We start from the raw sequence: 16,202 nt of genomic DNA on the forward strand, positions 1-16,202 counted from the left end.
TGCTGAGGACCCGAATGCTGTTCAGAAGGCTCCTGAAATGGTTCGCGATGAGCGTTGTGCTGCTCTTCGCGATCTCGGCGCTCACGTTCGTCCTCGTCTCGCTGACGCCCGGCGATGCTGCGCGCACGGTCGTGGGTCCCACCGCCAGTCAAGAAAAATACGAACAGGTCCGGGCGCAGCTCGGCCTGGACCTTCCGGTCTGGGAGCAGTACATCACCTGGATCGGCGGTGTCCTGAGGGGTGACTTCGGACGTTCCCTGGTCACCGGCGTCCCCATCAGCGAGATCCTCCAGGACCGCATCGAGCCGACGATCGTGCTCATGCTCTGCACGTTCGTGTGCGCTTCCTTGCTGGGCATCACGTTCGGTGTCCTGTCAGCCTCCAAGGGCGGGTGGCTCGGAAAGTCATCCGATGTCGCAAGCCTGCTCGGGATGGCGGTACCGACGTTCTGGATCGGGCTCGTGCTGGCGGCCGTCTTCGCCGTCCAGCTCCGACTTCTGCCGACCAGCGGCTACACCCCTTTGGTGGACGGCTTCGGCCCCTGGCTGCAGCACATGATTCTCCCCGTCGTCACGCTGACGCTCGGCGGGACTGCTCTCCTGGCCAAACAGACCCGTGACGCGGTGGCCGAGCAGTTGGCGCAACCGTACGTGGTGCTTTTGCGGGCGCACGGTGTCTCGGAGCGCACGATCGTGTGGCGGCACGCGCTGCGCAACGCCGCGGTTCCCATCGTGACGATCCTCGGAATGAAGATGATCGGCCTGACCTCCGGCACGGTCCTCATCGAAACGGTCTTCGTCATACCCGGGCTCGGGGGGTACTCGGTCAACGCCACGTTGCTGCATGATCTGCCCGTCGTGCAGATCATCACGCTCATCTTCACGGTCGTGATCGTCGTCACCAACCTGGTGGTCGAGATCGTCTACAGCAGGCTGAACGTCAAGGAGACCACGGCATGACCGAGCTCACCACGGCAGGCCCGATCTCGCAGCGGCCGCCGGATCCGCCCATCGGCCCCACAGATACGCGCACGGTGCAGCCACTTCGGCGGCTGCTTGCCAAACGACCACAGGTTTGGGCGTGCGGCGTGATTCTGGTGGTGGTCGTGCTGGCGGTGGCGCTGGCGCCCTGGATCGCCCCGCACGACCCTCTGGCCCAGAACCTGACAGCGATCCTGCAGGGTCCGAGCAGCACGTATCCGCTGGGGACAGACGACCTCGGACGAGACGTCCTCTCCCGCCTGCTGTACGGCGGACGAACCACTCTGCTCGGTGTCGTGCAGGCAGTGGTCGTCTTTCTCGTGGTCGGAGCGACCGCGGGGCTCGTCGCCGGCATGTCACGGGGCATGGCCGACGGGGTCTTGACACGTGGAGCGGAAGTGATGCTCTCGATCCCGAGCTTCATCATCATCCTCGTGGTGCTCACCATCATTCCGGGCAGCATGACGACGGCGATGATCACGGTCGGCATTCTGACGAGTCCGTTGCTGATGCGCGTCGTCCGTGGGAACACCCGCATCATCCGAAATGAGCTCTACGTTCGCTCGGCGCGCTCGATGGGGCTGTCGGAGACGCAAGTGACCGTGCGTCATGTCCTGCCGCGATTGGGGGGCCCGATCATCGTCCAGGCGACGATCTTCGCCGGCGCGGTGATCATGGTCGAGACGGGACTGGGCTATCTCGGATTCGGGGAGCGGCTCCCCAATCCCAGTTGGGGAAACCTGGTGACCACGGCGAGCGAGAACATCAATCGTCAGCCGTGGCTACTCATCCCCACCGGGGGCATCATCATCACGGTCGTGCTGTGCCTGACTCTGCTCGGAGATGGTCTGCGCGATGCCGTCGCCGAGCGGTGGACCGGGACGATGCCGACCCCACGGTCTCTGCGGAAGGCCAGGAAGGCCGCCAAACGTGCGAGCGCCGCCAAAACACAAGCGACAACCGCTGATGCCGACCGCGTCGAAACGGGGGCGGCTCCGATCCTTCGGGTCCGAGGACTCACCGTCGTCACGGACACCCCGTCGGGACCGCTCACCCTCGTCGAGGACGTCACCTTCGACGTGCGCGCAGGGGAGACACTGTGCCTCGTCGGGGAGTCCGGATCGGGCAAGTCGATCACGGCACTCTCCATCCTCGGCCTCACACGCGGCCCGCGCGTCACAGTCGGTGAGATCTGGGTCGGCGATACGGAGATCTCGCATCTCCCTGCCGGCGAGCTCGCAGCCGTGCGCGGTGCTCGATTCGGCTACATCACGCAGGACCCGCAGCCTTCGCTGGACCCCTCGGTCCGGGTCGGTGATCTGCTCGCCCAACTTGTCCGACTACATACCGGCGTCGGCGTGCGCAGTTCACGTCGGCGTGCGATCGAACTGATTGAGACGGTCGGCATACCGGAGCCGGAGACCGTTGCGCGACGATATCCCCATCAGCTCTCCGGAGGGATGGCGCAGCGCATCGTCATTGCCGCGGCGCTGTCCGGAAATCCAGACATCCTGATCGCGGACGAGCCGACCACTGCTCTGGATGTCACGGTGCAGGCCGAGATCCTCGGGCTGCTGCACCGTCTCAGTCAGGGGTCGGGCGAGCTCTCCCTCCTCCTCATCACCCACGATTGGGGGGTGGTTGCCGATATCGCCGACCGCGTCGCCGTCATGTATCGCGGACGTGTGGTGGAGCAGGCCGCGACGACGGAGGTGTTCTCGGCGCCGCAGCACGCATTCACACGGGGAATGCTCGACCACGAGCCCGACCGCCAAGACCGAAGAGCGCGCGCGACGGAGTCCATCGAGAGCCCACTGCTGGTCGTGGACGATCTGCGTGTGGACTACGCGTCTCGTGACGCGGGGGGCCGCCGCACCACGCTCCACGCGGTCAAGGGCGTGACGCTGAGCATCGCACGCGGTCGCACCCTCGGATTGGTCGGCGAATCGGGGTCGGGGAAGTCGACCGTGGGTTCGGCGATCGCTGGTCTGGTGCCGGTCTCCGGCGGCAGCTTGCTGTTCGGAGGAGAGGAGATCGCCCACGCGAGCAAGCAGCGTCGGCGGCAGCTCACGAGCGAGATCCAGGTCATCTTCCAAGATCCTTACGGGTCGTTGAACCCGGTGCGGACCGTCGGTGCGACCCTGACGGAACCACTGACCCGCGCGCACGGACTGAGCGCTGCGCAGGCGAGGGAGCGTGTTCGCACCACTCTCGAGCGCGTCGGGCTCGACGCCTCGGCCGGCGCCAGATATCCCGCCCAGTTCTCCGGCGGCCAACGTCAGCGGATCGCGATCGCGCGCGCTCTCGTTCTCGAACCGAAGCTGATCGTCTGTGACGAACCGGTGAGCGCGCTGGACCTGTCGATACAGGCCCAGGTCCTCGATCTGCTCTCTGAACTGCAAAGGGACCTCGGCGTCGCTTATCTGTTCATCTCCCACGATCTGTCGGTCGTGCGCAACTTCTGCGATGAACTGGCGGTCATGTATCGCGGAGAGATCGTCGAAGCGGGAGAGACCGAGTCCGTGTGCGCGGACCCGACCCACCCGTACACGCGGTCACTTCTGCAGGCCGCCCCGATCGCCGACCCCGCGCTGCAGCGCGGCCGGTCGCTGGATACAGTGAGGTACACCGGATGAAGCCTGCCCCCGCAGAACTGACTGCGCTGCTCCCCGAGCCCGTCGCCCGTTTCGTGCACGAGCACCCGGATGACGACCTGTCCCACCTGTCGGTGTCCGAGCGGCGACGCTATGCGCTCGCCTTGGCGGACTTGACCTTTCTGCGCTACAGCCGACCCGCGGTCGCGGTCGGCTCGGTGCGGGAGGTCGTGATGGGTGAAGGATCGGCTTCGGTGCGGTGCAGGCTCTATCTTCCTAACGACTGGCAGGGAGGATTGCATGTTCATCTGCACGGTGGTGGCTTCTGGGCGGGCACCATCGATGAACTCGTGACCGATGCGATCTGCCGACGACGCGCCGTCGAGGGCGAAGTCGCCGTCCTCGCCGTCGACTATCGACTCGCTCCCGAGAATCCGTTTCCTGCAGGCTTGGAAGATGCGCTCCTCGTGCTCGACGCGGCGTTGTCGACGTCGCAGGGGATCGGCCACGACCCGCGAAACGTCTCGCTCGGAGGGGTGTCAGCAGGCGGGAACCTCGCCGCCGCCGCAACGATCGAGCTCGGTGAGCGAGCCCGGCTCCTGCGTGTGCTGCTGCTGGAGGTCCCGGCGGTGGACCTTTCGCCCTCGGCGCTGCCGGACCTGGCGGACAGGTCGACCCGCGAAGAGTACGAACAGCTTCTCGCCCTCTATCTGCAGGGAAACGCAGAACCGCTGGACCACAGGGTCTCGCCTCTCTATGCGAGCGACCTCACGCGCTTCCCGTACACGTACATACGTGTCTCGGAGTTCGACGCCCTGCGTCCGGGAGCTGAGCGCTTCGCCGCACGCCTGCGTGGAGCGGGCGTGCCGGTCGATGAGGAGTGCACTGCGGGAGCCCTCCACGGAGTGCTGTCCCTGGACCGAGTGTGGAAACCGGCGCAAGAGTGGCAGGCGCGTGCGGGAGTGCTCTTGCGTGACGTCCACACCGGCCCAGCGGCCAGGGAGCGAACGGTCGGTTCGTGACGCGCTCGCTCACCATTTACGAGGTCGCCGAGGCTGCGGGCGTTTCGATCGCCACCGTCTCCAACACCCTGAATCGTCCCGCGCGCGTGGCCGCCGACACTCGTCAACGAGTACTCGCTGTCATCGACAAGCTCGGATTCGTGCCCCACCAGATCGCGGCGCACCGCGCGCGCACTGCGCTGGATCGTATCGGGGTGATCGCACCGTTCACCTCCTATCCGTCATTCGGTGTGCGATTGGAGGGCGTGCTGCGAGCCCTGGGGGAGAGCGGACGGGAGGTGCTGGTCTTCGATCACGAGTCGGCGGCACGGACACCGTCGCCGCTCCTCTCAGCGCTGCCGTTGTCGGGACGTCTGGACGGGTTGATCATCATGGGCGTTCCCGTCGACCAGGATCTGGCCGAGCGTCTCTTGCAACGGGAGCTGTCGACAGTACTGATCGACTCCCACCACCCGCTCTTCACCAATGTGATCGTCAACGACGAACGAGGCGGATACCTGGCGGGTCGCCACCTGGTGGACAAGGGGATCGAACGCTTCCTGTACGTCAGTGAAGGGCAGATCTCGACGGACTACATTTCGCAGGGCCAGCGACGGACAGCGGGGTTCATGCGGGCGATCGTGGATGCCGGATTCCCGAGGGACGCGGTGAAACGGCTCACGGCATCCAGCGACCCCGATGGCGGTCGCGCCGCGGCACGGACGTTGCTGGCCAAGAGCGGTCCACCGCTCGGCATCCTCGCCCACCACGATCTCATCGCCGCCGGCCTGGTGTCAGGACTGCGTGCCAGCGGCGCCTCCGTTCCGGGGGACTTCTCTGTCGTCGGCTATGACGGCGGTCCGCTGGCCGAGACGTTCGGTCTCACGACCGTCCGGCAACCGCTCGAGCAGTCCGGATTCCTCGGTGCTCAGCAGCTGGTCCAGCACATGCAGGATCCGACGCAGCCGACGCAGCAGATATTCGTGGCTGTCGAACTTGTCGAAGGGGACACCACATGATGATCGACACCTCCACACCGTTCGGAGCTCTCGCGTCCGAGCTCCTCACGGTGCGTGAGGGGCTCTCCGCACCGCCGGAGCCGCCGTTCCAGAGGCCTGCGGGTGTCGATGATCGCGAATGGACCGCTCAACTGGCTCGCGCGCGTGCAGCGCACAACGAGTACGCGCTCCTCGCGCGGCGCCTCCTCGACGAGGTGTCCGAGCGGATGTTCGGTCCCGATGCCCCGCGGCTGCCGGAACTGCCGATCGGTGCAGCCGGCGGGATCGAGATCCACGAGTCGACGGTGTCGGTCCCGACCGCGATGACGCTGCATGATCTCGATGTCGCGCAGGAGTCGGCGCTACCGCTCGGTCCTGTGCCGCCGATGACGGTTCCCGATGTCGTCGAGGTGCCGGTGCGTCTCTACCGCGCCCACGGGGTGACGTCCGGACCTGTCGTCATCGCGCTCCATGGCGGCGCGTTCTGGATGGGGGGAGGGGATCTGCCGCGAAAGCTGGACGGGCCGATGTCCGAGTGGATCGCACGGGCGATCCATGGAACGGTGGTCGAACTGGACTATCGCCTCGCTCCGGAGCATCCGTACCCCGCATCCATCGTCGACCTCATCGTCGTGCTGGATTGGGTGCGCGAGCACGCGGCCGAACTGGCGGCCGACACTTCAAGACTTGCCGTGCTCGGGGTGTCCTCCGGCGGCAACGTGGCGGCAGTCGCCGCCGTGATCGATTCCCACCGAGCGATACCGCATCCGCCGCTGGCGGCGCAGGTGCTCGTCGTGCCGGCGCTGAATCTCGCCGATCCGGCCCCGCTCCATCGAACGAGCGATGCCGCACGCCAGGCGCGCGAGCGCCAACTGCGCGGCTACCTGGGAGCCGACCTGCCACCCACGGCGCCGTTCGTCTCACCAGCACTCGGAGCGCCCGCATCGGGAGCTCCGCCGGCCATCATCCTTACCGGCGAATTCGACGAGGTGGCTCTCGGCGGTGTCGAATGGCGTGATCGACTCCGCGCGGCCGGCATTCGCGTTCTTCACCACGAGTACCCGATGTCGCACACGGTCGCCGCTCCGGCGACCTCCGCTCGGATGGCCGGCGACATCTATGCCGGATTGTCGACGCTGTTAGGCCCCTAGCCTCCGCGCTCGGCGAACGCCGCCCGCGATGTCGTAGCCCCCACGTACGCTGGAACGATGCAGGCCACCCGTTCCGTCCGCCCGTTCGAGGTCGTCAGCGAATACGTGCCGTCCGGCGATCAGCCACAGGCGATCGCCGAGCTGACGGCGCGCATCAACGCGGGTGAGACGGATGTCGTGCTCCTGGGTGCGACCGGTACCGGCAAGTCCGCCACGACCGCGTGGCTGATCGAGCAGGTGCAGCGTCCGACGCTGATCCTCGCGCACAACAAGACGCTGGCGGCGCAGCTCGCGACCGAGTTCCGCGAGTTGATGCCGAACAACGCCATCGAGTACTTCGTGTCGTACTACGACTACTACCAGCCGGAGGCGTACGTTCCGCAGACGGACACGTTCATCGAGAAGGACTCGTCCGTCAACGCCGAGGTCGAGCGGCTCCGTCACTCCACGACGAACTCCCTGCTGAGCCGCCGCGATGTCGTCGTGGTCTCCACGGTGTCGTGCATCTACGGCCTCGGTGCGCCTGAAGAGTACATGCGCGCGATGGTCGCCCTGCAGGTGGGCGAGCGGTACGACCGCGACGCCCTCATCCGCAAGTTCATCTCGATGCAGTACAACCGCAACGACGTCGACTTCTCCCGCGGCAACTTCCGTGTCCGCGGCGACACGATCGAGATCATCCCGGTGTACGAGGAGTACGCGATCCGGATCGAGCTCTTCGGCGACGAGATCGAAGCGCTCTACATGCTTCACCCGCTCACCGGCGACGTCATCCAGAAGCTCGACGCCATCCCGATCTTCCCGGCCTCGCACTATGTCGCAGGCACCGACACCGTGCAGCGTGCGATCGGCACGATCGAGACCGAGCTCGAGGCGCGGTTGAAGGAGCTGGAGTCGCAGAACAAGCTGCTCGAGGCGCAGCGCCTGCGCATGCGCACGACGTTCGACCTCGAGATGCTGCAGCAGCTCGGCTTCTGCTCCGGCATCGAGAACTACTCGCGGCACCTCGACGGGCGCGAACCCGGCGAGGCGCCGCACTGCCTGCTGGACTTCTTCCCCGACGACTTCCTCGTCGTGATCGACGAGTCGCACGCCACCGTCCCGCAGATCGGGGCGATGTACGAGGGGGATGCCTCGCGCAAGCGCACGCTCGTCGAGCACGGGTTCCGCCTGCCCAGCGCGATGGACAACCGGCCGCTGCGCTGGGACGAGTTCAAAGACCGCGTAGGCCAGACCGTCTACCTCTCCGCGACACCCGGCCGCTACGAGATGGGGATCGCCGACACCGTCGTCGAGCAGATCATCCGCCCCACCGGACTGGTCGACCCGCACATCGTCGTGAAGCCGTCGAAGGGGCAGATCGACGATCTCCTCGAGGAGATCCGGATCCGTGCGGAGCGGGACGAGCGCGTGCTGGTGACGACGCTGACCAAGAAGATGGCCGAGGAGCTGACCGACTTCCTCAGCGAGCACGGGGTGCGCGTGCGCTACCTGCACTCCGACGTCGACACCCTGCGCCGGGTCGAGCTGCTGACCGAGCTGCGTGCGGGCGTCTACGACGTCCTGGTCGGCATCAACCTGCTGCGCGAGGGTCTCGACCTGCCGGAGGTGTCACTGGTGGCAATCCTGGACGCCGACAAGGAGGGCTTCCTCCGGTCGGGCACCTCCCTGATCCAGACCATCGGTCGCGCCGCGCGCAACGTGTCGGGCGAGGTGCACATGTACGCCGACAACATGACGGATTCCATGCGCAAGGCGATCGATGAGACCGATCGTCGCCGCGAGAAGCAGATCGCCTACAACGTCGCCAACGGCATCGACCCGCAGCCGCTGCGCAAGAAGATCGCCGACATCACGGAGGCGCTCGCCCGCGAGGGGGCTGACACCGCCGCGATGCTCGCGCGCAAGGGGCGGGCCGGCTCGACCGGCAAGGGCAAGTCGCCGACGCCGCGGCTGCGGCACGAGGGGATCGCCGCGGAGGGCGCCAACCAGCTCGAAGCGACGATCGCCGATCTGAGCGACCAGATGCTCGCGGCGGCCGGAGAGTTGAAGTTCGAGCTCGCCGCGCGCTTGCGCGACGAGGTGCAGGACCTCAAGAAGGAGCTGCGCGCCATGGAGCGCGCAGGGCACGCGTAGGCGCCGCCGCTGGATCTTTGCACTTCCCTGTGTGCAGGGCGGGTGTTCGCGGTGCGCAGGGGGTAGCGTCGGGGAATGGATGCTGCGAACCGCCCCGGTCGCGGGGGGCTCGCACTCGTCATCGGGCTCGGCATTGTGACCGTCGCGGGCATCGCCCTCGCCGGTCCTCTCCAGTGGAGCGCACCGGACTGGACGCTCCCGCAGACCGAGGTCACCCTTCCGCCGGCGCCGATGGCGACCGGCGAAGAGTTCTCCCCGCCTCCGGAGCCCGATCGCGCCGTGCCGGTGCCGACGGACATCCCGCAGTGGGTCATGGTCGTGCTGGTCGTCGTCGTGGTCACGCTCCTCGCGGCCGGCGCCTACCTGCTGTGGCGCAGGCTCCGCGGAATCGAGCGGAGCCACGAGCCGAGCGTGCGCCTCGAGGTGGGCGCCGATGTCAGCGCGGCGGAGCCCGATGTCGCTCCCGCTGTCCGTCGGGGCATCGAACGCGCCCTCGACATCCTCGACGAGGAGCGCGAACCCGCCGATGCCGTCGTGCAGGCGTGGCTCGGACTCGAGGATGCGGCATCCGCATCGGGGGCCGCGCGGTCGGCGGCCGAGACTCCGGCAGAGTATGCGGCGCGCATCGTCGGTCGTTTCGACGCCGACCAGGCGGCCGTCGAGCAGCTTCTCACCCTGTACCAGGACGTGCGGTTCGGTGCGCACCCCGCGGACGCGGCATCCGTGGACACCGCCCGGCGCAGCCTCGTGCGGCTGCGCGCGTCATGGCAGCAGAGCGCGGGGCTGCCGGGATGAGTTCCTGGCTGTCCTGGAGGCGTGTCGCGGCCATCGTCGCCGCGGGCATCGTGACGACGGGAACGCTGTGGCTCTTCGGCGTCGCGCCCGGCTTCGCCGTCGCCTTCGGCGCGCTCGCCATGGTCGCGATCCTCACCAGGTACGCCTACGGCGGTGTCCGCACTCTCGCGTGGGATGCCGAGCCGCCGCACCAGCGACCGGGGACCCGGTCAGAGATCATGCAGCTCTCCTGGTCGATGCGCAACGTCCGCGGCACGGTCGGCGACGCGGGGCTCAGACGCCTGCGGTCCTTCGCCCGGGCGCGCCTGACCCGGCTCGGCTACGACCTCGACGCGGACACGGACCGCGCCGCCCTCCTGGAGCTGCTCGGCGCCGAAGCCTACGGGATCATCACCGACCCGCGCACCCACCCACGACTGCCCGCCGTCGAGCGGTCGATCATTCTGCTCGACGGACTCTCCGTCTCCCCGGAAGGACACTGACATCGCCGTGAACGACACTCCCGCCGCTGCGCCCGCCCCGTTCGACCCGCCCGCCATCGCTCGCGCGGCGGCGGCGATCCTCGCCGCCGTCGAGGACGTCGTCATCGGCCAGGCCGCACCGTTGCGGATCGCCCTGGCGAGCATCCTGGCCGGTGGCCATGTGCTGTTCGAAGACGTCCCGGGGCTCGGCAAGACGTTGGCGGCGCGCAGCCTCGCCTCGGCGATGGGCCTTCCCTTCCGCCGTCTGCAGTGCACACCCGATCTTCTGCCGTCGGACATCACCGGATCGTTCGTGTACGCACCGGATGCGGCCGACTTCGTGTTTCGCCCGGGGCCCCTGTTCACGGGCCTGCTGTTGGCCGACGAGCTCAACCGCACCGCGCCGAAGACGCAGTCGGCGCTGCTGGAGGCGATGGCGGAGGGACAGGTGACCGTCGAGGGGACGAGCTTCCCGCTGCCGCGTCCCTTCCATGTCATCGCGACCGCGAACCCGATCGAGTACGAGGGCACCTACGCGCTCCCGGAGGCGCAGCTCGACCGCTTCTTCGTGCGCCTGAGTGTGGGCTATCCGGATCGGGCACAGGAGGAGCTCGTGCTCGCGAATCGGATCTCGCGCCGCAAGGAGGTCGCGGAGGTCGCCGCCGTCGTCCATGCCGATGACCTCGCTGCGATGCAGGCGGGCGTGGAGCGGGTGCATGTCGACGCCGACATCGTGCGGTACTGCGTCGACCTTGCGGCTGCGACGCGCACCGACCCTGCCGTCGAGGTCGGCGCGTCCCCGCGCGGCTCGCAGGCGCTGATGCTCGTCGGTCGGGCCCTCGCGGTGATCGACGGTCGCGACTACGTGACGCCCGACGACGTCAAAGCGGTCGCCGTGCCGGCACTCGCGCATCGCCTGAGCCTGACGCCGGCCGCGTGGGCGGCAGGCACCGACCCCGCACGCATCGTCGAAGGCATCGTCGGTCGCGTCGCCGGTCCGCCGGCCGTGGCGCGTGCAACGGTCGAGGTCTGATGCAGGCGCGACCTTCTCCCGCCGCCGCCGCGGGCGTGGGAGTCGGGCTCGTCGTGATCGCCGGCGCGCTCATCGCCGGGCGTGCCGATGTCGCGTTGGTCGGCGTCGTGCTGATCGTCGCCGTCGCCGCATCAGGACTCACCCGGATGCGGGGGATGCCGACCAGCGTGACCCTCACCCGTCTTCCGCTCGAGCGCGACGGAGACCTGGCCGTGGCGCCGGTGCGCGTCGAGGTCGCCGCCGAAGGCGCCCAGCTCGTCCCGCTGCGGCTGACGGCATCGAGCGTCGATGTGCACTGGCTCACGGCCGCCGGCCCGACCGCGGACATCGTGGTCCGTGTACCCGTGGCGCATTCCGGACGCCAGACGCTGCTCGCGGTCACGGCGGGCGCGGCAGGGCCTGATGCCCTCACCGTGACGGGTACAGGGCCCGACGTGCAGGTCGCGATGACACTCGACCCTCCGGTGCTGCGCATGCGGGGCATCCCGGTGCCGCCGCGCCCGACGGGACTCACAGGCGCGCACCAGTCCCTTCGACCGGGCGACGGGGGAGAGTTCCGCGACATCCATCCGTTCACTCCGGGCGACCGCTTGCGCCGGGTGGATTGGAAGGCCACGGCCCGACTCGGGCGCAGTCCCGGCGACCTGTACGTCCGTCGCACCTTCGCCACGTCGGACATCGACGTTGCGCTGGTCCTGGACGACACCGACGATGTCGGCGCAGACGTGTCCGACTGGGCGCTGCAGGATCCCACGCTGGTCGGCGCGCGGTCGCTCGATGTCGCGCGGGAGGCCGCGTGGAGCCTCGCATCGGCCTACCTCGATGCGTCCGATCAAGTCTCGTTCCAGGTGCTGTCCCGTCCGCGCAGCCAGGTGCCGCGCGGGTCGGGCGCCCGGCACCGCGAGCGGCTGCGTGCCTCCATCGCGACCGCCTCGGCGCACGCCCGTCAGGATCGGCGCGTGCGTGCGCCGCTGGTCCCCGCGGGCGCGCTGGTCGTGCTCCTCTCGCCGTTCCTCGACGACGATGTGGCGCGCCTTGCGACACTCTGGCGTGCGGCGGGGCACACGACCCTCGCTGTGGACACCCTCCCCGCGCCGCGTCTGGGCGGACTCACGCGCGAGCAGCGGGTGGCGGCGCGGATCGTGCTGGGCGAGCACGACGACCGCCTGCACGCGGTCCGTGCGAGCGGCGTCGACGTGCTGGTGTGGGCGGGCGCCGGCGGCGACGAGGAACGTGCGGCCGCGTTGCGGGCGCTCGTGCGGCCGAGGAGGCGCTCGTGAACCGATACCGGCATGCGACGGTGCACGCGCAGGCGACGGTGCCCGCCGTCGCGCTGCGGGTCGCGATCGTCGCGCTCGGGGCGAGCGCTTTCGTGCTGGTGCCGTTCCCGATGGCCTGGGTCGCGTTCGCGCTGGCCGTCCTGGGGGCGATCGTGCCGATCTCGGTCTGCACGTGGGCGAGCGCCGCGATCATCGCGCTCGCGCAGTTGGTCGGCCTTCCCCCGGCGCTCGATCTGCGGCCGTTCGCCGTGCTCGCGATCGTGCACCTCCTGCACGTCCTGGGTGCGCTGACGCTCGTGGTCGACTGGCGGGGAACGCTGCAGGTGCGCGCGGTGGTGCCCACGGTGCGACGACTGCTCGCGATCCAGATCCCCGCGGCGGCCGTGCTCGTGGTCGTGCTGGCCTTCGGTCCGTGGCATCTCCCCACGGGCGTCGCCGCGATCGTGGCGTTGTGCGCGGGCTGCGCCGCCGCGGCGGCGGTTCTGCTCGTCGTCGTGCCGCGCCGGGAGCGCGCGGGTCGCGCCTAGGTCGGACTAGGGGCAGTGCATCAGCGGCTTCGGACCGCTGCGATCGAACGTGTGCTGCGACATCGGCGCCCCGCACAGCGGGCACGGCCGCTCGGTGCGCACTGGCTCGGGCGTCGTGTCGTACGGCCCGACCGCGGCCGGACCGGCTAGACGGACGATCCGGGTGTTGATCCACGGGTACCAGCCGCCGGCGTCGCGCACGCGCTTGCGGAGTGGTTCGCGATCACCGGATGCGGCATCCTCACGTCGTGTCATGATCATTAGTGTACTAACTAATAGGGCAGATAGGATTCCGGCATGGACCCGCGTGACGAGATGCTCAAGCTCGACAACCAGGTGTGCTTCGCGATCGTGACCGCGGCGCGCAACATCGTCTCGATCTATCGACCGGTCCTGGAGCCGTTGGGGCTGACCCATCCGCAATACCTGGTGATGCTGGCGCTGTGGGAGCGCGCGCCGCGCTCGCTGCGCGATCTCGCCGACGAATTGGCGATGGAGCCCGCGACCCTCTCGCCGATCGTCAAGCGGCTCGAGGCGCAGGGGCGGCTCACCCGTGGCCGACGGGCCGGCGACGAGCGGGTGCTCGACATCGAGTTGACCGCGGCGGGCGCCGCCTTGCGCACTGCGGCGCTCGAAGTCCCCGGTCAGATCATGCGGAGCGTCGGCATGGATGCCACCCAGCTCAGCGCGCTGCGTGACGGGCTCGGGCCCTTCGCGGGATCCATGCACGATCAGTAGCGAACCGGATCGGCACCGACGCGCGACAGATCGATGAACTCTCATCTGGATCACTAGGCGAACTCCCAGGAAACTTCTAGGCTCTCGGTGGGGGAGCGGCGCGCCGACATGATCCCCGCGCGGCTCCACCCGATCCCATCGGTTCGGAAGAGGAGTCTCACATGCGCTCTCGGTCACATCCCGTTCTTCACCCATCGCGCTCCCGACGTCGACTGGCCTTCGGGGCCGCGATCGCCGTTGCCGCGCTCGGAGCCGGCGTGCTCGGCGCCCCCGCAGCGCAGGCCGCCGATCCGGTGAAGATCGACCTCGTCACGATCAACGACTTCCATGGCCGGATCGAGGCGGGCGCACCCGCCGGCGGCATCGCCGCCGTCGCCACCGCGGTGAATCAGATTCGCACCGCCAACCCGAACACGGTCTTCGCCGCTGCGGGCGACCTGGTCGGGGCATCCACTTTCACGTCGTTCATCCAGGATGACAACCCGACGATCGACACCCTCAATGCTGCGGGTCTCGACGTCAGCGCGGCCGGCAACCACGAGTTCGACAAGGGATGGGCCGATCTGAAGGGCCACATCCAGGACCGTGCGAACTGGGAGTACATCGCCGCGAACGTTTTCGAGAAGTCGACGAACGAGACCGCACTCGCGGAGTCGTGGGTCAAGGAGATGGACGGCATCAAGGTCGGCTTCATCGGCGCCGTGACCGAGGAGCTGCCGTCCCTCGTCAGCCCGGGCGGCATCCAGGACCTCGAAGTGCGCGACATCGTCGACAGCGTCAACGCGGCAGCGGACCGCCTCACCGACGGTGACGCAGCCAACCTGGAGGCGGATGTCCTCGTGCTCCTCATCCACGAGGGCGCCGCGAACACCAGCTACGCCGCGGCCACCGACCCGAACTCGCCCTTCGGCTACATCGTGAACACCGTGACCCCGAAGGTGAACGCCATCGTCTCGGGTCACACCCACCTCGCCTACAGCCACCAGGTGCCCTACGCCGGTGACACGGGCATGCGCCCGGTGATCTCCTCTGGTCAGTACGGCGAGAAGTTCAGCGACATGGTGATCAACGTCGATCCCGACTCCAAGCAGGTGCTGTCGATGGTCAACACGACCTACAGCATGTACGTCGGCGCGGCTGCGCAGTATCCGGTACCCGCGGGTGATCCGATCGCCGGAATGGTCGCCGACGCAGTGGCGGCGGCTGCCGGCCCCGGAGGCGTGCAGCTCGGCACGCTGACAGCGGACTTCAACCGGGCCAAGCTGCAGAGCGGTGCGGAGAATCGCGGTGGAGAATCCACGCTCGGCAACTTCGTCGCCGACGCGCAGCTGTGGTCCGCGCAACGCACCGACACCGCGACGCAGATCGCGTTCATGAACCCCGGCGGACTGCGCGCCGACATGGCGTTCGCGCCGGACGGCGTGCTGACCTACAAGGAAGCGGCGACCGTGCAGTCCTTCGCGAACACGCTGGTGACGATGTCGATCACCGGCGACCAGATCCGACAGGTTCTGGAGCAGCAGTGGCAGCCGGCCGGCTCGCAGCGTCCGTTCTTGAAGCTCGGCATCTCGAAGGGCTTCGAGTACGCGTTCGACCCCGCCGCCGCACCCGGTTCGCGCATCACGCGGATGACCTTCGAAGGAGTCGACATCGATCCGACGGCGTCGTACCGAGTCGTCGTCAACTCGTTCCTCGGCACCGGCGGCGACAACTTCTTCGCCTTCGCCGACGGCGCCGACAAGCGTGACACCGGGCAGGTGGACCTCGAATCGATGGTCGCCTACATGGCCGAGATCCAGACCGCGACGCCGGACTACGGGCAGCGGTCGATCGGTGCCACGCTGAGTGCCCCGACCGCTCAGGGCTATGAGGTAGGCAGCACGGTCGACATCGCGCTGTCATCGCTCGAGTTCAGTACGACCGAGCCGCCCGCCGGCACGGTCGACGTCGCGATCGCGGGTACTCCTGTGGGGTCCGCCGCCATCGACAACACGCTGCCGACAACGATCAGCGACGTGAACGGCCAAGCGTCACTGTCTGTCACGGTGCCCGAAGGAGCAGCCGGGGGAGCGCCGTTCGGCGCGACGGTCACCGTGCCACTGACGATCACCACGCCGAGCGGCACGAGCATCGAGCTCACCGTCCCGGTGTTCCACCGCGCCGAGAGCGTCGCGCTGGGTCTTCCGAACAAGCTGCTCGCCAAGAGCAACTCGGCGATCCAATACACCGTGATCGTGGCGGCCCGGGGCGCGGCGCCGACCGGAGAGGTGACCGTGTTCGACGGGACCACCCCGATCGCGACGGCGACGCTGACCGCGAAGGATCGCGGCATCGTCAAGGTGAAGCTGCAGGGGCTGCCGAAGGGTGTGCACCAGCTGTCGGTCTCCTACGCCGGGAATGATCAGGTGAAGCCCTCGACGAGCGTGAAGATTCCGGTGTTCGTCTGGTAGCAGCCGCGTCACACGGATGCCGCGGGGTCGCCTGACCCCGCGGCATCCGCTGCGTCCG

Annotated in this window: 14 protein-coding genes; 13 read left to right on the forward strand and 1 reads right to left on the reverse strand. The window is 68.3% G+C overall.

Translation table 11 applies throughout. The features are described from left to right. The first annotated feature begins 14 nt into the window (after positions 1-14). The 11 genes from ASD65_RS00855 to ASD65_RS00905 all read left to right on the forward strand — a co-directional run bounded on the left by ASD65_RS00855 (position 15) and on the right by ASD65_RS00905 (position 12,956). A complete protein-coding gene (locus tag ASD65_RS00855; RefSeq protein ID WP_056217140.1) occupies positions 15-959 on the forward strand; it encodes an ABC transporter permease in 945 nt (314 codons plus the stop codon). Then, positions 956-3,616 carry an ABC transporter ATP-binding protein/permease gene (locus ASD65_RS00860; protein WP_082561515.1) on the forward strand — a complete coding sequence of 887 codons (2,661 nt, stop codon included), beginning with the start codon at positions 956-958 and terminating at the stop codon, positions 3,614-3,616. The genes ASD65_RS00855 and ASD65_RS00860 overlap by 4 nt, the downstream gene beginning before the upstream one ends. Next, a complete protein-coding gene (locus tag ASD65_RS00865) occupies positions 3,613-4,596 on the forward strand; it encodes an alpha/beta hydrolase (RefSeq protein ID WP_056217144.1) in 984 nt (327 codons plus the stop codon). The genes ASD65_RS00860 and ASD65_RS00865 overlap by 4 nt, the downstream gene beginning before the upstream one ends. Next, positions 4,593-5,594 (forward strand): LacI family DNA-binding transcriptional regulator, encoded by a 1,002-nt coding sequence (locus tag ASD65_RS00870; protein ID WP_056217146.1) that lies wholly within the window; start codon positions 4,593-4,595, stop codon positions 5,592-5,594. Before ASD65_RS00865 ends, ASD65_RS00870 begins: the two co-directional genes overlap by 4 nt. Beyond that, positions 5,591-6,724 carry an alpha/beta hydrolase fold domain-containing protein gene (locus ASD65_RS00875; RefSeq protein WP_056217150.1) on the forward strand — a complete coding sequence of 378 codons (1,134 nt, stop codon included), beginning with the start codon at positions 5,591-5,593 and terminating at the stop codon, positions 6,722-6,724. The genes ASD65_RS00870 and ASD65_RS00875 overlap by 4 nt, the downstream gene beginning before the upstream one ends. Positions 6,725-6,781: 57 nt before the next feature. Beyond that, positions 6,782-8,860: an excinuclease ABC subunit UvrB gene (uvrB, locus tag ASD65_RS00880; protein ID WP_056217152.1), complete on the forward strand. Its 2,079-nt coding sequence runs from the start codon at positions 6,782-6,784 to the stop codon at positions 8,858-8,860. 75 nt (positions 8,861-8,935) lie between these two features. After that, positions 8,936-9,655 carry a DUF4129 domain-containing protein gene (locus ASD65_RS00885; protein WP_056217155.1) on the forward strand — a complete coding sequence of 240 codons (720 nt, stop codon included), beginning with the start codon at positions 8,936-8,938 and terminating at the stop codon, positions 9,653-9,655. After that, positions 9,652-10,137, forward strand: a complete 486-nt coding sequence (locus ASD65_RS00890; RefSeq protein ID WP_056217158.1) for a hypothetical protein — start codon at positions 9,652-9,654, stop codon at positions 10,135-10,137. The genes ASD65_RS00885 and ASD65_RS00890 overlap by 4 nt, the downstream gene beginning before the upstream one ends. A 7-nt stretch (positions 10,138-10,144) precedes the next feature. After that, entirely contained in the window at positions 10,145-11,149 is a 1,005-nt protein-coding gene (locus ASD65_RS00895) for an AAA family ATPase (RefSeq protein ID WP_056217161.1), read from the forward strand. After that, entirely contained in the window at positions 11,149-12,429 is a 1,281-nt protein-coding gene (locus ASD65_RS00900) for a DUF58 domain-containing protein (RefSeq protein ID WP_056217166.1), read from the forward strand. The genes ASD65_RS00895 and ASD65_RS00900 overlap by 1 nt, the downstream gene beginning before the upstream one ends. Next, a complete protein-coding gene (locus ASD65_RS00905; protein WP_056217168.1) occupies positions 12,426-12,956 on the forward strand; it encodes a hypothetical protein in 531 nt (176 codons plus the stop codon). The genes ASD65_RS00900 and ASD65_RS00905 overlap by 4 nt, the downstream gene beginning before the upstream one ends. A 6-nt stretch (positions 12,957-12,962) precedes the next feature. Here the strand turns inward: ASD65_RS00905 and ASD65_RS00910 are convergent, their stop codons facing one another. After that, positions 12,963-13,217, reverse strand: a complete 255-nt coding sequence (locus tag ASD65_RS00910; RefSeq protein WP_056217171.1) for a hypothetical protein — start codon at positions 13,215-13,217, stop codon at positions 12,963-12,965. A 36-nt stretch (positions 13,218-13,253) separates the two neighbouring features. Here ASD65_RS00910 and ASD65_RS00915 point away from each other — a divergent pair, with 36 nt between their 5' ends. Both ASD65_RS00915 and ASD65_RS00920 read left to right on the forward strand, forming a co-directional pair. Then, complete coding sequence (locus tag ASD65_RS00915) at positions 13,254-13,694, forward strand: MarR family winged helix-turn-helix transcriptional regulator (RefSeq protein WP_056217176.1); 441 nt, start codon at positions 13,254-13,256, stop codon at positions 13,692-13,694. A gap of 161 nt (positions 13,695-13,855) precedes the next feature. Beyond that, positions 13,856-16,144, forward strand: coding sequence for a 5'-nucleotidase C-terminal domain-containing protein (locus tag ASD65_RS00920; protein WP_056217178.1), 2,289 nt, complete (start codon positions 13,856-13,858; stop codon positions 16,142-16,144). Positions 16,145-16,202: the final 58 nt, after the last annotated feature.

The organism is Microbacterium sp. Root61, assembly GCF_001427525.1.
Taxonomy (GTDB): Bacteria; Actinomycetota; Actinomycetes; order Actinomycetales; family Microbacteriaceae; genus Microbacterium.